At 66.8% G+C, this 22,623-nt stretch carries 23 protein-coding genes and 1 tRNA gene; 14 read left to right on the forward strand and 10 right to left on the reverse strand.

What is annotated here, in order from left to right; translation table 11 throughout:
- Positions 1-94: 94 nt before the first annotated feature.
- Complete coding sequence (bioB, locus tag AC3QL3_RS00425) at positions 95-1,096, reverse strand: biotin synthase BioB (RefSeq protein WP_492896240.1); 1,002 nt, start codon at positions 1,094-1,096, stop codon at positions 95-97.
- Between the two features lie 124 nt (positions 1,097-1,220).
- Here bioB and AC3QL3_RS00430 point away from each other — a divergent pair, with 124 nt between their 5' ends.
- The 4 genes from AC3QL3_RS00430 to AC3QL3_RS00445 all read left to right on the forward strand — a co-directional run bounded on the left by AC3QL3_RS00430 (position 1,221) and on the right by AC3QL3_RS00445 (position 4,927).
- Complete coding sequence (locus AC3QL3_RS00430; protein ID WP_492896241.1) at positions 1,221-1,958, forward strand: ComF family protein; 738 nt, start codon at positions 1,221-1,223, stop codon at positions 1,956-1,958.
- 322 nt (positions 1,959-2,280) lie between these two features.
- A complete protein-coding gene (locus tag AC3QL3_RS00435; protein WP_492896242.1) occupies positions 2,281-2,553 on the forward strand; it encodes a hypothetical protein in 273 nt (90 codons plus the stop codon).
- A gap of 29 nt (positions 2,554-2,582) precedes the next feature.
- Complete coding sequence (locus AC3QL3_RS00440; RefSeq protein ID WP_492896243.1) at positions 2,583-3,815, forward strand: ImmA/IrrE family metallo-endopeptidase; 1,233 nt, start codon at positions 2,583-2,585, stop codon at positions 3,813-3,815.
- Entirely contained in the window at positions 3,815-4,927 is a 1,113-nt protein-coding gene (locus AC3QL3_RS00445; RefSeq protein ID WP_492896244.1) for a beta family protein, read from the forward strand. The genes AC3QL3_RS00440 and AC3QL3_RS00445 overlap by 1 nt, the downstream gene beginning before the upstream one ends.
- 217 nt (positions 4,928-5,144) lie before the next feature.
- Here the strand turns inward: AC3QL3_RS00445 and AC3QL3_RS00450 are convergent, their stop codons facing one another.
- The 4 genes from AC3QL3_RS00450 to AC3QL3_RS00465 all read right to left on the reverse strand — a co-directional run bounded on the left by AC3QL3_RS00450 (position 5,145) and on the right by AC3QL3_RS00465 (position 6,643).
- A complete protein-coding gene (locus AC3QL3_RS00450) occupies positions 5,145-5,600 on the reverse strand; it encodes an RES family NAD+ phosphorylase (protein ID WP_492896245.1) in 456 nt (151 codons plus the stop codon).
- Complete coding sequence (locus AC3QL3_RS00455) at positions 5,597-6,025, reverse strand: Xre family toxin-antitoxin system antitoxin (protein WP_492896246.1); 429 nt, start codon at positions 6,023-6,025, stop codon at positions 5,597-5,599. Before AC3QL3_RS00455 ends, AC3QL3_RS00450 begins: the two co-directional genes overlap by 4 nt.
- Before the next feature lie 103 nt (positions 6,026-6,128).
- A complete protein-coding gene (locus tag AC3QL3_RS00460) occupies positions 6,129-6,356 on the reverse strand; it encodes a PIN domain-containing protein (protein WP_492896247.1) in 228 nt (75 codons plus the stop codon).
- A 62-nt stretch (positions 6,357-6,418) separates the two neighbouring features.
- Positions 6,419-6,643, reverse strand: coding sequence for a type II toxin-antitoxin system VapB family antitoxin (locus AC3QL3_RS00465; RefSeq protein WP_492896248.1), 225 nt, complete (start codon positions 6,641-6,643; stop codon positions 6,419-6,421).
- A 209-nt stretch (positions 6,644-6,852) separates the two neighbouring features.
- Between AC3QL3_RS00465 and AC3QL3_RS00470 the strand changes: the two genes are divergently transcribed.
- Positions 6,853-8,850, forward strand: coding sequence for an amidohydrolase family protein (locus AC3QL3_RS00470; RefSeq protein WP_492896249.1), 1,998 nt, complete (start codon positions 6,853-6,855; stop codon positions 8,848-8,850).
- Between the two features lie 51 nt (positions 8,851-8,901).
- Here the strand turns inward: AC3QL3_RS00470 and ubiA are convergent, their stop codons facing one another.
- Positions 8,902-9,798, reverse strand: a complete 897-nt coding sequence (gene ubiA / locus AC3QL3_RS00475) for a 4-hydroxybenzoate octaprenyltransferase (protein WP_492898818.1) — start codon at positions 9,796-9,798, stop codon at positions 8,902-8,904.
- 713 nt (positions 9,799-10,511) lie between these two features.
- Here ubiA and AC3QL3_RS00480 point away from each other — a divergent pair.
- Positions 10,512-12,152 (forward strand): FMN-binding glutamate synthase family protein, encoded by a 1,641-nt coding sequence (locus AC3QL3_RS00480; protein WP_492896250.1) that lies wholly within the window; start codon positions 10,512-10,514, stop codon positions 12,150-12,152.
- A gap of 113 nt (positions 12,153-12,265) precedes the next feature.
- On the forward strand, positions 12,266-12,832 hold the full coding sequence (locus AC3QL3_RS00485) for a DUF1989 domain-containing protein (protein ID WP_492896251.1): 567 nt from the start codon (positions 12,266-12,268) through the stop codon (positions 12,830-12,832).
- 15 nt (positions 12,833-12,847) lie between these two features.
- Here AC3QL3_RS00485 and AC3QL3_RS00490 read toward each other — a convergent pair whose 3' ends face one another.
- A complete protein-coding gene (locus tag AC3QL3_RS00490) occupies positions 12,848-13,468 on the reverse strand; it encodes a DedA family protein (RefSeq protein WP_492896252.1) in 621 nt (206 codons plus the stop codon).
- A 146-nt stretch (positions 13,469-13,614) separates the two neighbouring features.
- On the opposite strand from AC3QL3_RS00490, the gene AC3QL3_RS00495 reads away from it, so the two are divergent.
- Positions 13,615-15,048 carry an amino acid permease gene (locus AC3QL3_RS00495; RefSeq protein WP_492896253.1) on the forward strand — a complete coding sequence of 478 codons (1,434 nt, stop codon included), beginning with the start codon at positions 13,615-13,617 and terminating at the stop codon, positions 15,046-15,048.
- A 40-nt stretch (positions 15,049-15,088) separates the two neighbouring features.
- Positions 15,089-15,165, forward strand: a tRNA-Arg gene (locus tag AC3QL3_RS00500).
- 114 nt (positions 15,166-15,279) lie between these two features.
- On the opposite strand, the gene AC3QL3_RS00505 is transcribed toward AC3QL3_RS00500, so the two are convergent.
- Together AC3QL3_RS00505 and AC3QL3_RS00510 are read right to left on the reverse strand one after the other, a co-directional pair.
- Positions 15,280-15,738 (reverse strand): SRPBCC family protein, encoded by a 459-nt coding sequence (locus AC3QL3_RS00505; RefSeq protein WP_492896255.1) that lies wholly within the window; start codon positions 15,736-15,738, stop codon positions 15,280-15,282.
- The gene (locus tag AC3QL3_RS00510; protein ID WP_492896256.1) at positions 15,722-16,105 is read right to left on the reverse strand and encodes an ArsR/SmtB family transcription factor; all 384 of its coding nucleotides are present in this window, start codon (positions 16,103-16,105) and stop codon (positions 15,722-15,724) included. The genes AC3QL3_RS00505 and AC3QL3_RS00510 overlap by 17 nt, the downstream gene beginning before the upstream one ends.
- Before the next feature lie 351 nt (positions 16,106-16,456).
- Here AC3QL3_RS00510 and AC3QL3_RS00515 point away from each other — a divergent pair, with 351 nt between their 5' ends.
- A complete protein-coding gene (locus tag AC3QL3_RS00515) occupies positions 16,457-16,936 on the forward strand; it encodes a c-type cytochrome (protein WP_492898820.1) in 480 nt (159 codons plus the stop codon).
- 85 nt (positions 16,937-17,021) lie between these two features.
- Here AC3QL3_RS00515 and AC3QL3_RS00520 read toward each other — a convergent pair whose 3' ends face one another.
- On the reverse strand, positions 17,022-17,624 hold the full coding sequence (locus AC3QL3_RS00520; protein ID WP_492896257.1) for an acyl carrier protein phosphodiesterase: 603 nt from the start codon (positions 17,622-17,624) through the stop codon (positions 17,022-17,024).
- Between the two features lie 47 nt (positions 17,625-17,671).
- On the opposite strand from AC3QL3_RS00520, the gene AC3QL3_RS00525 reads away from it, so the two are divergent.
- The 4 genes from AC3QL3_RS00525 (at position 17,672) to AC3QL3_RS00540 (ending at position 22,579) form a co-directional block, all read left to right on the forward strand.
- A complete protein-coding gene (locus AC3QL3_RS00525; protein WP_492896258.1) occupies positions 17,672-18,358 on the forward strand; it encodes an alpha/beta hydrolase in 687 nt (228 codons plus the stop codon).
- On the forward strand, positions 18,355-19,455 hold the full coding sequence (gene zapE, locus AC3QL3_RS00530; RefSeq protein WP_492896259.1) for a cell division protein ZapE: 1,101 nt from the start codon (positions 18,355-18,357) through the stop codon (positions 19,453-19,455). Before AC3QL3_RS00525 ends, zapE begins: the two co-directional genes overlap by 4 nt.
- Before the next feature lie 335 nt (positions 19,456-19,790).
- Positions 19,791-21,221 carry an efflux transporter outer membrane subunit gene (locus AC3QL3_RS00535; protein ID WP_492896260.1) on the forward strand — a complete coding sequence of 477 codons (1,431 nt, stop codon included), beginning with the start codon at positions 19,791-19,793 and terminating at the stop codon, positions 21,219-21,221.
- A 131-nt stretch (positions 21,222-21,352) separates the two neighbouring features.
- Positions 21,353-22,579, forward strand: coding sequence for an efflux RND transporter periplasmic adaptor subunit (locus AC3QL3_RS00540; protein ID WP_492896261.1), 1,227 nt, complete (start codon positions 21,353-21,355; stop codon positions 22,577-22,579).
- Positions 22,580-22,623 lie beyond the last annotated feature (44 nt).

The raw sequence follows: 22,623 nt of genomic DNA on the forward strand, positions 1-22,623 counted from the left end.
TTGTAGCGGCGGCGCGATGTCGGCACGACGACGCCGGCGCGGGCGGTTAGGCCACTCGCCGCGCCAGCCAGCGAGCCTCATGCGCACGCCGCCGTCAGGCCGCGCTGTGTTCGACGATGTCGGCGTGCACCGTGCCCGCTTCGACCTCGATCTGCAGCGCGTGAATACCGAGGCGGTCGAACAGGGCGAGATCGCGCGCGGTATCCGGGTTGCCGGTGGTCAGAAGCTTCTCGCCGTAGAAGATCGAGTTGGCGCCGGCGAAGAAGCACAAGGCTTGCAGCTCGTCGCTCATTTCGGCGCGGCCGGCCGACAGGCGCACCATCGACTTGGGCATTAGCAGGCGCGCCACCGCGATCGTGCGCACGAACTCGAACGGATCGAGTTCGCGCGTGCCGTCGAGCGGCGTTCCTTTGACTTGTACGAGACGATTGATCGGTACCGAGTCGGGATGCGCCGGCAAGGTGGCCAAGGTGTGCAGCAGGCCGGCGCGTTCGGCGCGCGACTCGCCCATGCCGACGATGCCGCCGCAGCAGGTCTTGAGGCCGGCGTCGCGCACGTGGCCGAGCGTGTCGAGGCGGTCTTGGTACTCGCGCGTGTGGATGATTTCGCCGTAGAACTCCGGCGCGGTGTCGAGGTTGTGGTTGTAGTAGTCGAGGCCGGCGTCTTTCAGCGCGTGCGCCTGCGTGTCGCTGAGCATGCCGAGGGTGGCGCAGGTCTCCATCCCGAGCGCCTTCACCGCACCGACCATCGCGGCGACCTTGGGGATGTCGCGATCCTTCGGCGAGCGCCAGGCCGCGCCCATGCAGAAGCGTGTCGCGCCGGCCGCCTTGGCCTGCTTCGCCTTGGCCAGCACGGCGTCCAGGCTCATCAGTTTTTCCGCCGCCACGCCGGTCGCGTAGCGCGCCGCCTGCGGACAGTAGGCGCAGTCTTCGGGGCAGCCGCCGGTCTTGATCGAGAGCAGGGTCGACACCTGCACCGCGTTCGGGTCGTGATGCTCGCGGTGCGCGGCGTGCGCGCGCGCGAGCAGGTCGGCGAACGGCAGATCGAGCAGGGCGTGGACTTCTTCGCGCGTCCAGTCGTGGCGGATGGCGGTCATGCAGGGCTTTCCGATTCGGTAGAGTGGGCAATGGGCGCTGCCGCGCCCGGCGAGTCTCCGTTGCGATCGGAGGGCTGTCAACCTGGAACGGACGCGAAAAGTTGACGGCCTCGCCGCACGCGCATTGCGCCTCGTGCTGCCGCTGCGTTGCCTGTTGTGCGCGGCCCCCGGCGCGAACGGACGCGATCTCTGCGCCGGCTGCGCGCGCGACTTCGCACTCAATACGATCCGCTGCCCGCGCTGCGCCCTGCCGTTGCCGGCGGCAGCGCCGCTGTGCGGCGAATGCCTGCAGCGCGAACCGCCCTTCGCCAGCGCCTGGGCGCCGTTTCGCTACGAGCATCCGCTGGACCTGCTCGAAGCGCGCTTCAAGTTCCACGCCGACCTCGCCGCCGGCCGCGTGCTGTCGGCGCTGATGATCGAGCGCGCGCAGATCGACGCGCCGGCGCGCCCCGAACTGCTGTTGCCGGTGCCGCTGCATGCGACGCGCCTGCGCGAGCGCGGCTACAACCAGGCGCTGGAACTGGCTCGGCCGCTGGCGCGCGCGTTCGCGATTCCGCTGCGCAAGGACCTGCTCGTGCGTACGCGAGTGACGCCGCCGCAGAGTGGGCTCGATGCGAAGACGCGGCGTAGGAATTTGCGTGGGGCGTTTGCGCTCGCGGCTGGTGTTGCGTTGCCCGGGCACGTTGCTTTGGTCGACGACGTCATGACTACCGGTGCGACGCTGCGTGAATGCGCGCGTGTGTTGCGTGCGGTCGGCGTTGCGCGCGTCGATGTTTGGGCGTTGGCGAGGGCGCCAACGCGTTCTGTTTTCCCTTCTCCCGCGAGCGGGATCGACGGCCGCCCTCCGGCGGCCGGAGGGTGATCCGAAGGACGGGGTGAGGGAAAGTCGGAGTGAAATTCTTCATTCCGAACGCCACTCGGCGCGACACGCTAGCTTTGGGAATCGCCTTGGCGCTCGACGTGCTGCATCCGTTGCCGCAGCAGTCTGGAGGGATCGCTGTGGACGCCCTTCGTAGCCTGGCGATTGTTGCCGAGGCATCTAGGGCCACCCGAAGTGAGCCTCAGGCGATCCCACATCAGAAGTGCTAGTTCAAGGGCGTGGCGGTGCCTATCGAGGGCTTGACAGCGAGTTCCAGAAAATGGAACCTACGCCGGTTCCCGATTTGGGAACTTGGTTGGACGCTATGAATATCGTCGGCACCGGAAGACTGGCCACTGTGCGCGCCAACCCGCGGCTGGAGCCGCGGGTGGTGTCGTGGCTCGCTGAATTGGGGGCAGCGAACATGAAGAACATGAGCGACATCACCACGAGGTTTGGCTCGGCTCGAGCTATCGGCGAACGGCAGGTGGAGTTCGCCTTGGCTGAATGCCTGATCATCGACACTTTGGTCTCTTTCACTGGGCACACGGTCATGATTCGCGCCGCCCGTCTGTTCGAAGCGGCTGCTAGGTCATGAGGACTCCGGTAATTGCCGAGGGACTGCACGTGCTCAAAACTCCCGAGCATTACGAGCTGGCTCTTCACGAGCTCGAAAATCTTATGGGATCTGACCCTGCCCCGGGCAGCTTTCAGCTGGACCGATTAGAACTTTTGACCGTTCTGCTTAAGGACTACGAAGCCCGACACTTCAAGTTCGAGCCCAGCGACCCCGTTGATGCCATCGAATTTCGAATGGCGGAGCAACGATTGCGCCAGAAGGATCTGGCGCCCTTCCTGGGCGGGAAGAATAGAGTTTCCGAAATCCTCGCGCGCAAGCGGCCCTTGACCCTTGACATGATTCGAGCGTTGCACGTTGGATTGCAGATTCCGTTGCCCTCTCTCATCAATCCGATGAAGCCACAGGGATTGTCTTCGTTGGTTTCGTCGGACGCGGACGACCATTTCGAATGGAATGCTTTTCCCATTTCGGAGATGAAAAAGCGAGGGTGGTTCGATACTGTTTCTAGCGTGGATTTCGACGACAGCGAAGAGCTGGTGCGTGCTTTCCTGGCCCAGGTCGGTAACGACGCTGCGCGCATGCCGGCGCTGTTCCGGCGAACCTTGCGCGGATTGGGAACCCATGGCACTTCGCGCTATTCGCTGATTGCTTGGACGAGCCGTCTCCTCATTCGCGCCAAGGCCATCGAGCATGGCCTCCCTAAGTTCTCCCATGCTTCGCTGGAGCCAATGATGTGGCGAGAGCTGGCCCAGCTCAGCACTTTTGAGGATGGTCCCCTACGCGCTCAGCGGTTCTTACATGAGCTGGGTATGGTCTTGCTCATCGAGCCCTCGCTTCCTTCCACGTTGGTCGACGGCGCAGCGCTCCTTTCACCGAATGGGCACCCAGTGATTGGGATGACCCTTCGATTCGACCGAGTGGATAGTTTCTGGTTCACCTTGTTCCACGAACTGGCGCATGCGCAGAACCATCTAAGCAAGTCCGAGAACGCGTTCGTGGACCGCAACGACGAAGAGGGTCGGCAGGACCCTTTGGAGGCTGAAGCGGATTTGATTGCCCGGGACAATCTGTTGCCTCGGGCCCATTGGCGCGCGAGCAGCGTGTCGAGCAACCCAACGGCCGCTGGCATCCAATCGTTGGCCAAGAAGCTCAACATTCATCCCGCAATCGTGGCCGGCCGTGTTCAGTTCGAGAGCAAGCGGTATGACCGCTTCGGAGACATGCTGGGGCGCGGCTCCATACGAAAATTGTTCCAAGAATTTACACGAGGAGCGATGTAGTGGGTTACCAAGCGATTACCAAGCTCAAGCGCAACGACGTCCAGGCATTCAATCTTCTGGACGCGCATCGTCGCACCACGATTCGGCCGATCTTCGAGATGGTGCAGCTGCCTGACGATGCCGACCCCGAACCGCATCTCGTCAAAGCGCTCCAAGCTCTGAACGATTATAAGCTGGGTAGTGTTCTGACTGTGGACCTCAATCGATTCGCACCGGATACGCGCATCGACGACCAGTCTCCCGCCAAGCTTGGATTCGCGGCCATACTCGGTCGGCGTCAACGCGTGATTCCAGTCATACATCTGGATTCGGACCCGCTGACAACGATCGCGACCTTGGAAGCCGCGAAGCAGCACCAGTGTGGTTTGTGCCTTCGAATCGAAGGTAGTGACGTTGTTCGTGCCCCCGAACTGACAATGCGCGGATTGCAGCGCTTGGTCCGTGGATTTGCCTACGGTGCTCCCGGTGTCGACCTGCTCGTCGACTTCAGTAAACTCGCGTTCGAACGAGACGATATTGTCGCCGCTACCAGCGCATTCCTGCGCATGGTCGACGGATATGGATTAAGTTTCCGGAATGTGACTTTCGCCGGCTCGACGGTGGTCGATTTTGTCAACGAAGCAGCGGAAGAGCCGAACACTACGGGGTCGGTGATGAGAACCGAATTCGCGGCATGGATGCGCATCGCTCGGATGTACGGTTGGGATCGAACGTTGCACTTCGCCGATTACAGCATCATCCGCCCCGGTTATATGGACAACGCGCCGAATGAGCACACCAACGCCAAGATTCGATACACCTCAGGCGCTGCCATCCACTACGTCCGAGGGTGCAGCAAGCAGGAGGTGCCCATCGTCATTCAGTATCCGCAATTAGCCGAGCGTTTGGTTAACTCGGGTTTCTTTAAGAGCGAGCATTTCTCATATGCCGATGCGTTCTTCGCAAATGTAGCGCGCGGGTTACGCAACAGCGTCAACATGGGCCAATGGATACAACTGGATTCGAACCACCACCTGTCTTATGTCGCGCGCCAGGTAGAGAGCTTCTTGGCCCTCACAGCTGAGCAGCGCACTTCCGACGAGCAACTCGACGCTTTTATGGGTGCATACTGAGGACTAGGTGTCGGTGAGAGTCGCTGCTGCTATCGAGCAGCGTCTCCGAGATCTAGGTCTATTGAGCAGGATCGCGGGAGTCTATATTTTCAAACTCGTTGGAATGAGCCTGGGTCGTAGAGCGAACGTCCGCTTCTGGTTGAAAGCAGACATTTGGCGGTTGAGTTCATTCCGCAAAGTCTGACTGATCCACTCAATATTCGCCGTTCACGCCCCCTCACCGAAACAACCTCCGATCCCACTCCAACGGCAACTTCCTGACCACGCGCACGCCCGCCATCGCCGGATGCGTCGGATTCAACAGCACATTCCAAGTCGCCGGCAAAATCGCGGACGGCACACGCAACGCCGGGCTGCGTTGCGCAGTCAGCCAGCTCATGCCGAACTCGGCGCTCACGTCGGCGCGCTCGATCCAGTCTTTCGGCAGCGTGGCGGGGTCGAGCGATTCGATCGCGAAGCCGGGCGGCAGCGCGATTTCGAGCAGCTGGTAGCGATCGGGCAGATCTTCTTCGTCGACTTCGAGGTGGACGCGCAGTTCGAGCAGGGCGCCGGCGGCCGATTCGGCGGTGTAGACGATGCGCACGCCTTGGCGATGCCAGCGTCCGTCGGCGTACAGCCCGCCGATGCCGTCGAGCGTGTCGTACGCCGACAGGCGCCAGAGCGATGCACTCAAGCGTAGACGCCGTATTGAATCTGGCGCAGGCGGTTCTCGACCAGGCGCGCGCCGTGCTCGGTGGCGACGAGGTCGATCGGGCGCGTGTCGCGGTGGCCGGGTAATAGATGTTGTTTGGGTTTGCGCAGCCAGCGCAGGGCTTTTTCGCGGTCGCCGAACACGTCGTCGGCGAGCGCGGCGATGCGCGCCATGCGCACGAGGCCGTCGGCTTCGCGCGAGGTCAACGGGGATTTCTCGCCCATTCGGCGGCGCAAGGTGCGCTCGGGGCCGACCACGGAAAAGATCTCGGCGGCGGCGAAGCCGTAGCCTTCCAGACGGCGCACCGTTGCGGACGGCAAGCCTTCGGCGATCGCTTCGACCAGGTCGCCGTCGGTGTGGATGTCCGGCAGCGCGAGCACTTCGGCAATGTGGGGAACGGAGCTCATGGGGCACCTCCTGCCAGCTGCCATTATGGGGGCGGCAAATGGCCGGGGCAAGGCGGCGTGTTCCAAGGCTGCCGCCACCCGGTCGGATCGGCGGCGACCGATCTCACCTGGCCGCGAGGCGCAGCCGTGGCTCGATCTCGGCGATGCGCTCGAAGTCGCGGTCCCGATGCAATAGCGGCTCGTCCAGTTCGATGCAGCGGGCGGCGATCAGGCAATCGTTGGCGCTGCGTACGGTGACGCCGGCCCAGCGGCAGCGCGCGGTGAGGCCGACGGCGTGGATCGCGGTGAGCCGGGGTTCGGCGCTGTGCGCGACCGAGCCGGTCGGCGCCACGGCCGCGACCGTGGCGCAGGTCGTCGATCCAGACCGGCGAGTCGACGATCACGGTCGGACGATCACGGCTCGTGCACGGACCACTTCGACGGCGCGCTCCCCTTCGGCTCGTAGCCGTCGGCGACGCCGCCGCTGCCGCGCAGGGCCAGCACGGCAGCGTAGTCCGGCTCGCGCATGAAGGCCTGCAGCGCAGCTTCGATCGCCTTGCGCTTGGTCTTCACTCCGGCCTTCTTCATGGCACGGCGGACCAGCCGGTCGTCGAGCACGATGTGGGTACGCGAGAGCATGCAATACACCATGGATGTGTAGGGTGCGGCGAACCCATCACGGCGGCGCGGCGTCGCTCGGTGAATCACGGGTGTCCACGCGAACCCGCGGTCGCGCACGGCTTGCCGCACGCGCCGCGCGGCGCGCAGTATCGGTGCCAAGCCCACCTCCAACGAGCGACGCCGCGGCGCGCCGTAAGGTCATCGGCTGATTCGCTGCGGAGCACGCCATGCGTTTTGCCGTTGCTGTCGCGCTGTTGGTTTGCGCCGCGCTCGCCCATGCCGCGCCGCGCGAGCGCACCGACGATTACTGGATGCTCGGCAACCGGATCGGTGCGCAGACCGTGCGCACGTTCGAGGACGGCCGCGTGGAGGTCGAGTTCGCTTACCGCGATCGCGACCATGGCGACCGTCTGCACGCCGAGTGGCGGCTCGACGCCGGCGGCGTTCCACGCAGCTACCGCGTGCGCGGCAACAACTACATGCAGGCGCCGGTCGCCGAATCGTTCGAACTCGACGCCGGCGTCGCGCGCTGGAATACGCTCGACGGCGCCGGTTCGCGCCGGCTGTCGACGCCGGCGTTCTACCTGCCGACCGACGCGCCGCCGGAGTTCACCGGCGTGCTGGCGCGTGCGCTGCTGAAAGCGCCGCAGCAACGACTCGCGTTGCTGCCGGGAGGCGAGGCGCGCCTCGAGCGCGCCGCCAGTATCGAGGTCGGCCGCGGCGCAGCGCGTGAGCGCCTCACGCTGTATCGCATCAGCGGGCTCGAATTGCAGCCGATCTCGGTCTGGCTCGACCAAGCCGGTAATACGCTGATCGCCGGCACGTGGTCCGCGTGTCTGCCGGCGTCGCGCGCGGACGCGCTGCCGGCGCTGCTCGCGGCGCAGGCGCAGGCCGATGCGGCGTGGAATCTCGATCTCGCGCGCCGGCTCGCGCGCACGCCGCGCGGCGACCTGCTGATCCGCAACGCACGCGTGTTCGATCCGCGCGACCTCTCGGTCACGCCGGGCACCAGCGTGCTCGTGCGCGGCGAGCGCATCGCGCGCGTCGCGCCGGATGCGACCCTCAACGCCACTGCCACCGACGCCGAAGTGATCGACGCGCGCGGACGCTTCCTGGCGCCGGGCCTGTGGGACAACCATCAGCACTTCGCCGGTGTCGACGGCCTGCTCGACATCGCCTCCGGCGTAACCAGCGCGCGCGATCTCGCCAACGATCTCGACGAGTTCCCGCGGCGCGTCGCGCGCTTCGACGACGGCAGCGAAATCGGGCCGCGCGTACTCAAGGCCGGGATCATCGACGGTAACGGCTCGTCGGTGGCGCCGCGCGAGATGGCGGTGGACACGCTCGCCGCGGCGTTGCGTGCGGTCGACTGGTACGCCGAGCACGGCTACGTGCAGGTGAAGACTTACATGTCGCTCAAGCCCGAGCTGGTCGCGCCGATCGCCGAACGCGCGCATGCGCGCGGTCTTCGCGTGAGCGGCCACGTGCCGGCGTTCATGTCGGCCGAGCAGTTCGTCGCGGCCGGCGCGGACGAGATCCAGCATTTCAACTACGTCATGCTCGACCTGCTCTGGCCTGAGGTGCAGGAGACCACGCGCCAGAGCGAGCGCTTCGGCCAGGTCGCCCGGCATGCGCGCGAGTTCTCTCCGGAGCAGCCGCGCGTGCGCGCGCTGATCGATTTCCTGCGTCGCCATCACACCGTGCTCGATCCGACGCTCGGCCTGCTCGAAATGCGCTTCGCCGGCGATCCGCACAAGCCGGCGCCGGGCCTGGAGAGCGTCGCCGCGCGCTTTCCGCCAGCGATGCAGCGCGTGCTGCGCAGCGCGACGTATGCGGCGCCCGCCGGCGAGGAGCCGGCCTACCGCGAGGCGCTGCCGGCGATGCTGCGGCTACTGAAGGCGTTGCACGAGGCCGGCGTCGTCATCGTCCCCGGCACCGACGCGCTCGCCGGCTACCAGCTGGCGCACGAACTGGAGTTGTACGCACGCGCCGGCATCGCACCCGCCGAGGTGCTGCGCATGGCGACCCTGACCTCGGCCGAGGTGATGGGCGTCGACGGCCGGCTCGGCACGATCGCCGCCGGCAAGCTCGCCGATCTGATCCTGGTCGATGGCGATCCGACGCGCGACATCGCCGACATCCGTCGCGTCGACCTCGTGCTCAAGGGCGGACGGGTGTATCAGCCCGCGCAGATCGAGGCCGCGCTGGGAATCGCGCCGCGTTGAGCCGCCGGCCAGCGCAAGCGCGGTCGCACCGGTCGGTGTTGCCGCGGCCGATCAGCGAATCGCCAGCGCCATCGCCAGCCCGACCCACAACGCGAGCCCGACCCAGTTGTTGTGGCGGAACGCGGCCAAGCACGCCATGCGGTCGCGCGCGCGGATCAGCCATTGTTGATAGCCGAACAGCCCGACCGTCGCGGCGAGGCCGACGAAGTACGGCCAGGCCAGATGCGCGCGCGTGCCGGCCAGCAGCATGGCGAACAGGAAGGTCGCCATCAGCACGCCGATGATGACGCGGTCGGCGTCGCCGAACAGGATCGCGGTCGATTTCGCGCCGACGCGGAGGTCCTCGTCGCGATCGACCATCGCGTACTCGGTGTCGTAGACGGTCGAGAACAGCACGTTGGCGAGGAACAGCAGCCAGCACAGCGGCGGCAGCGAATGGGTCACCGCGGCGAACGCCATCGGAATAGACCAGCCGAACGCCGCCCCCAGCACGACCTGGGCCAGATGGGTGACGCGCTTGGTGAAGGGATAGATCGCGGCGAGCGCGGCGCCGACGAAGGACAGCTGGATCGTCAGCGCGTTGGTGAACAAGACCAGCACGAAGGCCAGCGCGAGCAGGCCGCCGAACAGGAGCAGGGCTTCCTTCTTCGACACGCGCCCGGCCGCCATCGGGCGGCCGGCGGTGCGCTCGACGTGGGCATCGAGCCAGCCGTGGTCGGCGTAGTCGTTGATGACGCAGCCGGCGGCGCGCATGACGAACACGCCGAGGGTGAAGATGACCAGGAACTTCAGCGGCGGGAAGTCGTTCGAGGCGAACCACAGCGCCCACCAGGTCGGCCACAGCAGCAGGAGCGCGCCGATCGGGCGATCCATGCGCATCAGCACGAGGTAGTTGTGGGCGCGGCTGCGATGACGCGCCGGCAGCCGCGCGAGCAGCCAGTCGAGCACCTTGCCGGAGCGCTGCGAGGTGTCGGCCGGGCGCGCTGCGGCGGCGCTGCGCTGCGGCGGCGGTTCGGGTCGACGTGCGAACGAGGGAATGATCGGTGGCGGCTCGGGTGCTGCGCGGGCGGGGCGCGGCGGGAGCGCCGGAGCGGCGGCGGCCGGTGGCGGAGCGGCTACGTGCGGTGGTGCGGCCTGCTCCACGGCGGCCGGCGCGGGTGCGGGAGTGGCGGCGATGGGCTCCGCTGCTGCGCGCGGTGCGGCCGACTCAGATACCTCGGCAATCGCTGGTGGTTTCGCCACGGCCGGCTTGCGAGTGCGTGCGGCCGGTGCCGGCGAGGGCGACGGCGCTACGGTCTGGGTCGGCAATGGCGTCGCGTCGACATTCGCCGGCGCGGCGGTGTCTTCGGTCGCCGCACCGACACGTGCGCGTCGCGTCGTCGTTGAGGCGGCGCGCGGCTTGGCCGGCGCACGAGCGGGCGTCGTCGCCGCATCCGCCGGCGTTGCGTCGCTCTTCGGCGCGGCGCGGCGTCGTACGGGTTTGGCGGGAGCTGCGGTGTCGGGGGGCGCCGCATCGCCGGTCTCCGCGACGCTGCGGCGACGGCGCGGCGTCTTCGGGCGCTCGATCTCTTCCATCGGCGAAGTTTAGCGGCATCGCCGGTCGCGGAACGTGGGCTATGCTGCGGCTTCATCGCATGCTGCGCGTCCGAAGGAGTCTGTCGATGGACAAATGGTTGCCTGCGCGCTACCTCGCGTTCGCGTTGTGCGTCGTCGTGTTCGTGCTGGCCGTGGCCGGTTGGCGCTATGGCGTGGCGAACCAGTTGCTGGCGATTGTCTGCGGCGTGCTTGTCGCGGTCGGCGTCGCCGATCTGGTGCAGAAAAAATCGACCTTGCGCCGCAACTATCCGGTCTTGTCGCACATCCGCTTTTTCTTCGAGGACGTGCGGCCGATGCTGCGCCAGTACGTGGTCGAGTCGGACAACGAGGAAGTGCCGTTCTCGCACGTGCAGCGCGCGATCGCCAAGCAGCGCGCGAAGAACGAGCTCGACGTGCGGCCGTTCGGCAGCGAACTGGACATGTATGCCGAGCGTTACGAATGGGTCAACCATTCGATCGCGCCGAGCGTGATCGCGAGCCACGATTTCCGCATCGACATCGGCGGTCCGCAATGCGCCAAGCCGTACTCGGCCAGCGTGTTCAACATCTCGGCGATGAGCTTCGGCGCGCTGTCGCCGAACGCGATCCTGGCCTTGAACGAAGGCGCGCGCCGCGGCCGCTTCTATCACGACACCGGCGAAGGTTCGCTCTCGCCCTACCACCGCCAGAACGGCGGCGACATCGTGTGGGAGCTGGGTTCGGGTTATTTCGGCGCGTGCGAACGGGCCGGCGTGTTCAGCGCGGAACGCTTCGCCGAGAAGGCCGTGCTCGACCAGGTCAAGATGATCGAGATCAAGCTGTCGCAAGGCGCCAAGCCGGGCCACGGTGGCGTGTTGCCGGCGCCGAAGGTCAGCGCGGAGATCGCGCTCACGCGCGGCGTGCCGATGGGCGAGGACTGCATTTCGCCCTCGCGTCATTCTTCTTTCGACACGCCGGAAGGCTTGCTGCACTTCGTCGCCAAACTGCGCGAGCTGTCGGGCGGCAAGCCGACCGGATTCAAACTCGCGGTCGGTCATCCGTGGGAGTGGTTCGGCATCGCCAAGGCGATGACGACGACCGGCATCCTGCCCGACTTCATCGTGGTCGACGGCGGCGAAGGCGGCACCGGCGCTGCGCCGCTGGAGTTCACCGATCACGTCGGCGCGCCGTTGCGCGAGGCGTTGATGCTGGTGCACAACACCCTGGTCGGCTTGAACTTGCGCGATCGCATCCGGCTCGGCGCCAGCGGCAAGGTGATCACCGCGATCGATCTGGCACGCATGCTCGCGCTCGGCGCGGACTGGTGCAACGCCGCGCGCGGCTTCATGTTCGCGCTCGGCTGCATCCAATCGCAGAGCTGCCACACCGATCGCTGTCCGACCGGCATCGCGACGCAGGACAAGAGCCGTTGGCGCAAGCTCGACGTGCCGGACAAAGCCACGCGCGTGGCGAGCTTCCACGAGAACACGCTGAAGGCGCTGAAGGACCTGATCCAGGCGTCCGGCTTGAACCATCCGAACGAACTCGGTCCCGAACACGTGATCCGGCGCGTGTCCGCCAACGAAGTGCGCTCGCTCGCCGCGCTGTATCGGTTCCTCGAACCGGGCGAGCTGTTGGCCGGCGTGCCCGAGCATGCGGTGTTCGAGCGCTTCTGGGCGGCCGCGCGGCCCGATACCTTCGCCGCGCCGGCGGAACTGGGCGCACGACGGGCGACGAAGTTGCGTTGAACGAGCGAGCCGCCGCCGCAACGGGCGTGATTCGCGGCACGTTGAATCGGACAACAGATCGCGAGAGGAAGGCAGTCATGGGGCAGCGGCGAACGATCGCGGCAGCGAGCGGCATGAGCCTGCGTTTGAAGCGCGGGGAACGCCTGCGCGTCATCGATCCGGAGGGCGGTCAGAGCGGCGATCTGCTGGCCTTTTCGGCGGACGGGCGCCAGCACGTTTCCAATGGCCGCACGTTCGACTACAACGGCAAGATCTACGTCTCCCGCGGCGACGTGCTGTGGTCGGACCGCAGCGAGCCGATGCTGACCATCCTCGAAGACGACGTCGGCCGGCACGATCTGCTGTACGCCCCGTGCAGCTTGGAGATGTATCGCATCCAGTACGGCGTCGTCGGCTACCACCCCAACTGCGCGGACAATCTGCGTGCGGCACTGGGCGAACTCGGCGTGCCGTCCCATCCGCTGCCGATTCCGTTCAATTTCTTCATGAACGTCGCGCTCGCGCCCGACGGGCGCTTGAGCTTCCCGCCGCCGCAATCGCGCGCCGGCGATTCGATCGTGCTGCGCGCCGAGATGGATTTGGCGATCGCGTTGACGGCGTGTCCGGCGTCGACCTGCAACGGCGGCGCGCCGCCGCGGCCGCTCGCGTTCGAGATTCTCGACGCCGACGAGTCGCCGTAGTCGCGGCGAACCGGTTCAGCCGTCGCCGCGCGAACGCTTCGCGACGCGCAGGCGCCAGCGCAGCAGCAACACGATCAGCGTTTCAGCCAGCACGAAGCCGGCGACCACCGCGAGGCCGAGCTTGAGCGGGTCGCCGCCGTGTCCGCGCAGGCCGTAGCCGATGCCGAGCAAGGCGCCGTTCCAGATCAGGTTGCCGAGCAGGATCGCGCACAGGAACGACGGCAGCGCCAGTCCGAGCACGCCGGCCGGCAGCGGCATGTAGATGCGCACCACCGGCGTGATCTGGCCGAGCAGGGTGGCGAAGAAATGATTGCGGCGATACAGGCCGGCCAGATGGCGATAGCGCGCCGGCGGCAACAGCACGTAGCGGCCCCAGCGTGCGACCGCGGATTCGGTGCGCCGCTCGCCGAGCGCACGGCCGAGCCCGTACCAGGCAAGCGCGCCGGCGGAGGAGCCGAGCGCGGTCGCGACGATGGTCGCGGCCAGATCGCCGCCGCTGGCGACCACGGTCATGCCGAGAAACACGTACAAGACGTAGGACGGCATCGCCGGGATCAGCTTCTCGGCCATGGCGATCAGCGCGACGCCGGGCAGGCCCCAGGCGAGCAGGGCGGCGATCGGGCCCGGTATGTCCATCGGCGGGGAAGTCTCGAACGAGCGAAGCCGGCTACCGTAGCGGCTGCGTCGCAGATGACGCAATCGCCGATCGTCATGCCCGCAGCGCAGCAGGGAATCGTGCGGCGGTCAGGCTATGATCCGCCGCCTTTCGCCGGAGGACATCGATGAGCCTGATCGCGCAACTGACGCGGCACAAGTCGGTCGAGCAACTGCAGTCGGAACTCGGCCAGCGCGGCCAATTCCGCCGCGTGCTCGGGCTGTGGCAGCTCACAGCGATCGGCATCGGAGGCATCATCGGCGTCGGCGTGTTCGTGCTGGCCGGCCAGCAGGCCGCGGCCAACGCGGGGCCGGCGGTGGCGCTGGCCTTCATCATCGCCGGCATCGCCAGCGCGGCGGCGGCGCTGTGCTACGCCGAGTTCGCCGGGTTGATTCCGGTCACCGGCAGTGCCTACACCTACAGCTACGCCACGCTCGGCGAACTGGTGGCCTGGCTGATCGGCTGGGATCTGTTGCTCGAATACGCGCTGATCGTGGCGGTGGTCGCGATCGGCTGGTCCGGCTACGTGCAGTCGGCGCTGGCTAGCGCCGGAATCGTCTTGCCGGTGTGGGCGCAGGGCGCGATGGGCACCGGCGAGGGCCGCGTGTTCAACGTGATCGCGGCGCTGGTGACGCTGGGCATCGCGGCGCTCTTGATCTTCCGTACCGAGTGGGGCGCGCGCTTCAACACGCTGGTGGTGGCGGTCAAGGTCGCCGCGGTCGTGCTGGTGATCGGCGTCGGCGTGTTCTACATCAATCCGGCCAACTGGCATCCGTTCATTCCCGAGCGTGTGATCGGCGCGGACGGCGTCGGTCACTTCGGCTGGCAGGGTGTGGTGACGGCGGCGGCGGTGGTCTTCTTCGCGGTGTTCGGCTACGACACGCTGACCACGGCGGCGGAGGAATCGAAGAACCCGCAACGCGACCTGCCGCGTGCCGTGCTGCTCTCGCTCGGCATCTCGATGGCGATGTACCTGGCCGTGTCGATGGTGCTGACCGGCATCGCGCACTACTCCAGCTTGAACACCGATGCGCCGGTGGCCGACGCCTTCAAGGGGCTGGGACTGCACTGGGTCGCCGTCACGATCTCGGTTTCGGCCGTCTTCGGCCTGCTCAGCGTGCTGTTCGCCTTCATGCTTGGCGCGGCGCGCATCTGGTTCGCGCTGTCGCGTGACGGCCTCCTGCCGGGCTGGTTCGCCAAGGTGCATCCGACCTACGGCACGCCGCACCGGCCAACCGTCGCGCTCGGCGTGTTCACCGCCGTGGTGGCCGGGCTGTTTCCGCTCGGCGAGGTGGCCAAGCTGGTCAACATCGGCGTGCTCTCGGCCTTCATCGTGATCTGCGCGTCGGTGATCCTGTTGCGCGTGCGCAAGCCCGATCTGCCGCGCGCGTTCCGTACGCCGTGGGTGCCGCTGGTGCCGCTGATCGGCATCGGCTTCTCGATCTGGCTCCTGTCCGAACTGGCCGCGCTGACCTGGCTGGTGTTCGTGGTCTGGGTCACGCTCGGACTCTTGATCTACTTCGCCTACGGCATCCGGCACAGCAAGCTGGCGGCGCGTTGAATCGCGCAATCGCGAAGCTTCATGCGACAATGCCCGGCACGCGCTCGTAGCTCAGCTGGATAGAGTACAGCCCTCCGAAGGCTGGGGTCGTGGGTTCGAATCCCGCCGAGCGCGCCACTTTATTACCCTCGCAGAAGTTCGACTAAGCGGCAGGATTGCCGCTTGGCACGGTGCAGGACGCGCCCTGCGAATCCTCTCGAACGCGCCCTGCCATTCCGACCGCGGCCGCGCTCACGCAGCGGTTTCGAGTTCGCCGCCGATCTTGCGCAGCATCGTGTTCCAGCCGGTTTCGGTGCGCGATACCCATTCGGCCCAGCGCGCGTCCATGCGGTGCACGATCGTCGCGCGGCAGCCGTCGGCGAGCGGTTCCACGGTCAAGGTCACCAGCGAGGAGTCCTCGCGTTCTTCCTCCTCGGAGGTGAACCAGGTGAAGACCAGCTTCCGCGGGCGATCGATCTCGCGGTAGTAGCCCCAGTGCACGGCCTCGCCTTCCTCGCGCATGTCCGAGAAGGTGAACTTGCCGCCGACGCGGGCGTCGATCTCGACCCGGCGCACGTCGAAGCCGCGCATGCCCGGGATCGCGTGCGCGAGCCAGGCGCGCACCTTGAGCGGATCGAGCCAGGCGTCGAACACGCGTTCGGCCGAGGCTTTGAACACGTGAGTGGCTTTCGCTTCAACGTTTGCGGACACGGTTCCTCTCCTTGATGGGGGATGTCTGGACGGCGTCTTCGGCGCTGAGCAGATCGTCGAGGGCTTGCAGGCGGCCGGACCAAAACGCCTGCTGTGAGGCGATCCAGCGCTGTGCATCCGCCAGCGGTCGCGGTTCGAAGCGCAAGCGGTGTTCGCGCCCGCGCACTTCGCGGCGCACGAGCTTGGCGCGCTCCAGCAAGCGGATGTGCTTGCTGACCGAGTTGAGCGAAATCGGAAACTCCGCCGCCACGTCGGTCACGCGCGCGTCGCCGTCGGCGAGGCGCTGCAGGATGCGCCGGCGGATCGGATCGGCCAGGGCCATCAGGGTTCGATCGAGGTCGGCGGTGGTGCCCGTGCAGCGCATCATTCATCCTTTTCGGTGAATGATCGTGAGCGCGGGATTGCCTGTCAAGCAGGCCCTGTTGACGACTTTCATGGCAGCGATCCGATGCAACGAAGAGAGGCTGCGATCGTCTCGATGAAGGCGTGGTGCGTGCGGCTTCTTCGGCGCTCGGCTGCGGCAACGCGTCGCAGACGAGCGCCCAAGCGCCCCGCAACGGCGTCGGGCTGCCTTCCACGGGTCGGAGCCTGCCGGTTATACTCGACCGACTTTGTTGCGGCGTTGTCCGGCCTGCGGACACGCGATCGTTCTCGCTGAGGTGGTTTCGTGACCAATCCCGTCACTCAGGCCGATTCGGTCTTCCTGAAGCGTTTCGCGATGCTGATCGGCTTCCTCGCGGTCGTCGCGGCGCTGCTGATCGCGCTCGCCATGCACATCTACGGCAGCCATCCGCCGCCGCAGAACCCGGACAAGGAAAAGCTCGCCGGGCAGCGCATCGCGCCGGTCGGCGGCGTCTACGCCGGCGACACCGGGCGCGCCGCGATGCAGGCGGCGGCGGAAGCCGCGGCGAAGGCGGCCGCTTCGCAGGTAGCCTACGGCGGCACCACCGACGGCAAGGTCATCTACGGCAGCCTCTGCCACACCTGCCACGACGCCGGCGTCGCCGGTGCGCCGAAGGTCAGCGACAAGGCGGCTTGGGCTCCGCGCGTGGCCGAAGGCGAGGAAACCCTGCTCAAGCACGCGATCGAAGGCTTCACCGGCAAGACCGGCGTGATGCCGCCGAAGGGCGGCAATCCGGCGCTGAACGACGCGCAGATGAAGGCCGTGGTCGAATACATTCTGAGTCAGGTGAAGTAAGGCACGCGATGCGATGTCTGCGGACATCGCGTCGAAGCCTCGCAGCTACGCCGCCTTCGGGCGGCGTTTTCGTTTCGCCGCCCCGTCAATCCGCTTCCGCCGCCTGCAAGCGCGCGCGTTCCGCCTGCGCGTAGGCGAGGAGCTCGGGAAAGAACGCCGCGAAGTGGCGATCGAGCGCGTCGGCGTTTTGTTGCAGCGGCGGCAGCGCTTCGGCCAGCGGGTTGGCGCGCGACAGGCGCATGGACATGCCGCGCAACACCTCCGCGATCATCGCCGTCTCGCCGTAGCGTTCGGGCAGGTCGTGCGCGATCAGATAGCGCACGAAGCGATGCATGGTCGGCGGCAGTTCGGCGTCGCGCTGCGTCAGCAGCGTGCGAACCTGCTGCGAGAACTCGCCCAGCGACCCGAGTCCGTAGCATGCCCAGTCGCGCACGAGCAAGTGATCGAACCAGACGTCGAGCACGATGCCGGCGTAGCGCCGGAACGGCGGCGCGAACAGCGCGCGCGCCGCGGCTACTTCGGCGTGGCTGTCGGTGTAGACGTCCACCGCGCGATGCAGCGCGACGCCGAGGCGCACGCCGCGCGGCAGCGCCGGATCGATGCGGCCGCGCAGGAAGTCGGCGATCAGGCTACCGAACATGAGGTCCTCGTCCGGCGCGGCGAGCAAAGCATGAGCGAGCAGGTTCATGGCGAACGCGGAGGGAGCGGCATCGGCTCACGCTATCATGCGCGGCTATGAATGCCGCGAATGCTTCCTCTGCGCCGGAGTTCCCGCAAGGTTCCGCTTCCCTGCTGCTGCAAGGCGCGGCCGGCGCGCTCGAACTCGCCTGCGCGACACCGGAGCCGGCGCTCGCGCGTGCCGGCGTCGTGGTGATCTGCCATCCGCATCCGCTGCAAGGCGGCACCATGACGAACAAGGTGGTGACGACGCTGGAGCGCGGCCTGCTCGATCTCGGGCTCGCCACCGTGCGCTTCAATTTCCGCGGCGTCGGACGTTCGGAAGGCGTGCACGACAACGGCGTCGGCGAGGCCGACGATCTGATCGCGATCGCACGCTGGACGCGCGCGCAGCGGCCCAGCGATACGCTTTGGCTGGCCGGCTTCTCGTTCGGCAGCTATGTCGCGTTGCGCGCGGCGGCGGAGATCGATCCGGCGCAGCTGATCTTGGTCGCGCCGCCGGCCGGGCGCTGGGATTTCAGCGGTATCGCGGCGCCGCGCTGCCCGTGGCTGATCGTGCAAGGCGAGGCGGACGAGATCGTCGATCCGGCTGCGGTCTACGCCTGGGCCGCGAGTCTGCAGCCGCCGCCGACCCTGGTGCGTTTGCCCGACACCGGCCATTTCTTCCACCGCCGTCTGATCGAGCTGCGCGAGACGATCAAGACCCAGCTCGCCGGCCGCTTGCCGCCGCTGCGCGTCGCATGAGCGACGCGGCGTTTGCAGCCGGCGCGCCGAGCGCGCGCTATCAGGCCGGCGTCGCCGCCGGCAAATGGCAGGACGATCCGGCGCAGCGTGCTGCGCTCGCCTCGCTCGATCGGTTATACGGCGAGCTCGCTGCGGCACGCACATCTTCGTGGTGGCAACGCTGGCGCGGGAACGCGGCGGCGCCACGCGGCCTCTACCTGTGGGGGCGCGTCGGTCGCGGCAAGACGTTTCTGTGCGATCTCTTTTACGACGCGCTGGCGACGCCGGCGAAGCGCCGCGTGCATTTCCATCGCTTCATGCAGGACGTGCACGCCGAGCTGCGCGCTCTGGACGGACGCAGCGATCCGCTGGTCGAAGTTGCGGCGCGGCTCGCCGCCGAAGTGCGTGTGTTGGTGCTCGACGAGTTCTTCGTCGGCGACATCGGCGACGCGATGATTCTCGGCAATCTGTTGCGCGCGCTGTTCGAGCGCGGCGTCGCGCTGGTCACGACCTCGAACACGCCGCCGTCCGATCTGTACAAGGACGGCCTGCAGCGCGAACGCTTCCTGCCGGCGATTGCGTTGATCGAACAGCATTGCGAGATCGTCGAGCTGACTTCGCCGCACGATTGGCGCTTGCGCGCGTTGAAACAGGCGCCGGTGTACTACACGCCGCCTGGCGCCACGGCCGAACGCGCGCTGCTGGCCGCATTCAACCGCGTCGCGCACGGTGTCGCGCGCGAGGGGTTCACGCTGGTGTTGAACGAACGGCCGGTGCCGGTGCGACGCGAAGCGGACGGCGCGATCTGGTTCGAGTTCGCGGCTTTGTGCGAGGGTCCGCGCGCGGTCGCCGACTACATCGAGATCGCCAAGGCGTATCACACGATCGTGGTTTCCCACGTTCCGCAGTTCACGCCGCAGACCGAAGACGCGGCGCGGCGCTTCATCGAACTGGTCGACGAGGTGTACGACCGCGGCGTCAATCTGGTGCTGTCGGCAGCGGCGCCGATCATCGAGCTGTACGACGGCGAGCGGCTGCGTGCCGAATTCTCGCGCACCGAATCGCGCCTGATCGAGATGCAGAGCGAGGACTATCTCGCGCGCGAGCATCGCGCCTGAACGGGGGTCGCGGCGGGGCTGCCCTTGCAATCGGGTCGTCGCGTCCCCAGTAGGTTGCAAACGGGGGCAATCTGAATAGCGGACAACGTTGCGTCGAGTCAGCGCCGGTCGGTGACTTTCGTCATTGTCTTTCGCGCCGGCGACGGCCTAGGGTTGCGGTTCGTCTAAGCGTCGACGCCATGACGTACGGCACATCTTGATCGGGGCACACTTGCCTCAGTATTATTGAACTCTTGAGTTCAGTTTTTAGGTGTGCCATGACCGCTAGAACGCCTCGCGCACAAAACCGCGCCGTCTCTCACCCCGTCCTGATCGTGCGCTCGCTCGCGCTGGCGATGACCGTAGCCCTCGCCGCCTGTGCGGTCGGCCCCGATTTCCGCGCGCCGGCCGTTCCCGAAGGCAAGGGCTATCGCGCCGATGCGCTGCCGCAATCGACCGTGGCGACCGACGCGCCCACCGGCGATGCCCAACGCTTCCTCGAAGGCGCCGACGTGCCGGAGCGCTGGTGGTCCGCGTTCGCCAACGACGAGCTGGATCGCCGCGTCGACCGCGCGCTCGCGCACAGCCCGACCATCGCTTCGGCACAGGCCGCCTTGCGCCAGGCGCAGGAGAACGCCAACGCCGCACGCGGCTCGTTCTTCCCCAGCGTCGATGCAAAGGTGAACGTGACGCGCGGCAATCAGAACTCGACCGACGGCAGCGCGTTCACCCTGCACAACGTCGGCGTCGACGTCAGCTACACCTTGGATCTCTTCGGCGCAGTGCGCCGCGACGTCGAAGCGCGTAGCGCGCAGACCGACTATCAGGAATTCCAGCTGCAGGGCACCTACCTGAGCTTGGCTGGCAACGTCGCCACCGCGAGTTTCCGCGAGGCGTCGCTGCGCGGTCAGATCCAGGCGACCGAAGAAGTCATCAAGCTCTACGACGAGCAGCTCAAGGTGGTCGAGCGCCAGCATGAGATCGGCGCGAAGTCGCTCGGCGACGTGCTCGCGATCAAAACGCAGGCGGCGACCTCGCGGGCGCTGCTGCCGGGCTTGCGCCAACAGCTGGCGCAGACGCAGAACCAGCTCGCGGTCTATCTCGGCCAGTTCCCTTCGGAAGCGGAATTCGCTGCGCTCGAACTCGATGCGCTGAACCTGCCGCGCGAAGTGCCGGTCAGCCTGCCGTCCGAGCTGGCGCGCCAGCGGCCGGACGTGCGTGCGGCCGAAGCGCAGCTGCATCGCGCCACCGCCGAACTCGGTGTCGCCACCGCGAACCTGTATCCGCAGCTGACCCTGACCGGCAGTCTCGGCTCGCAGGCGCGCGATGCCGACAATCTTTTCTCCAGCGGCAGCAAAGCATGGGGAATCGGCGCGAACTTGCTGCAACCGCTGTTCCACGGCGGCAGCTTGCGCGCGCAGAAGCGCGCGGCCGAAGCCGGACTCGACCAGGTCGCGGCGGATTATCAGCAGACCCTGCTCGGCGCGTTCCAGAACGTTTCCGACTCGTTGCGCGCGCTGGAGCTGGATGCGGAAAACCTCAAGGCGCAGGCCGAAGCGGAGAGCTCCGCTTCGCGCAGCCTCGAACTCGTGCGCGGCCAGTACAAGGAAGGCGCGGCGAGCTATCTGCAGCTGCTCGACGCGACGCGCCAGTACCAGCAGACGCGCATCGGCCTGATCCAGGCGCGTGCCGCGCGCCTGGCCGACACCGCGGCGCTGTACACGGCCTTGGGTGGCAGCTGGACCGAAAGCAAGGCGCGCGTCGCCGCCAACGATCCGCCGAAATAGTTCATCGAGCGGCACGGGCAAACCGCTCGTGCCGACGGGGAGCTCGCCACCGCCGTTCGAACGGGGCGCGAGGTCCGCTTTTTTGACTCTCGCGGGCGGGTATGTCCGCAAAAGAAAAAGGCCGAATCCAAATGGTTACTGCGGAAAAAAAGAAATGGAGCACCACCAAGAAGATGATCGTCATGATCCTTCTGGTGTTGCTGCTGATTGCGGCGATCGCCGGCATCAAGGTGATGCTGGTGATGAAGATGATCGCCGGCATGAAACCGCCGCCGCCGGCGGTGGTCACTACCACCAAGGCCGCCTTCCAGGAATGGCAGCCGCAGTTGCGTGCCGTCGGTAGCGTGCGCGCCGCGCGCGGCGCCGATCTGGCGCTCGACCTGTCGGGCTTGGTGACGAAGGTGAATCTGCGCTCGGGCGCGGAAGTCAAAGAAGGCGACTTGCTGCTGCAATTGCGCGACAGCGAAGACGTGGCGCAGCTGCATCAGCTCGAAGCCGCCGCGGCCTTGGCCCAAGTCACCTTCGGCCGCGCCAAGCAACAGCTCGCTTCGCAAGCGATCAGCAAGGCCGACTACGACCAGGCCTCGGCCGATCTCAAGGCCAAGCAGGCCGCGGTCGCGGAGCAGCAGGTCAACGTGCAGCGCAAGCAGTTGCGCGCGCCGTTCTCCGGCCGCGCCGGCATCATCACGATCACCCCGGGCACCTTCCTCAATCCCGGTACGACCATCGTGACCTTGCAGCAGATCGATCCGGTCTTCGTCGACTTCCATCTGCCGCAAAAGAATCTCGCCGAAGTGAAGCTCGGCCAGAAGGTCATGCTCAAGCTCGACGCGTTCCCGGACAAGACGTTCGAAGGCGAGCTGTCGGCGATCAACCCGAAAGTGGACAGCGACACGCGCAACGTGATGATCGAGGCAAAGGTCGCCAATCCCGACCAGCTGCTGACGCCGGGCATGTTCGCCGACGTCTCGATCGAAGTCGGCAGCAAGACGCGCTATCTGACCTTGCCGCAGACCGCGATCGTCTACAACCCGTATGGCGCGACGGTCTACATCGTCAAGAAGAAGGCCGATGCGGACAAGGCGCAGGCCGAGCAAGCGAAGAAGGACGGCGGCAAGCAGGCCGAAGCGGCGGCGCCGGCCGGTCCGCCGATTGCGCCCGATGCCTTGGTCGTGACGCAGGCTTTCGTCACCACCGACGGCACGCGCGGCGACCAGGTGTCGGTGGCGAAGGGTTTGGAGGAAGGTGCCGAAGTCGTCACCAGCGGCCAGATCAAGCTGAAGAACGGTGCGCCGATCACGGTCGACAACAGCGTGCAGCCGGCGGACAGCGCGGACCCGAAACCTCAAGAGCATTGAGCACGAGCATGGAGCACGAACGCAAAGCGATGGTTCGGCTCGCC

The organism is Dokdonella sp. GW821-FHT11D02, from assembly GCF_058808595.1.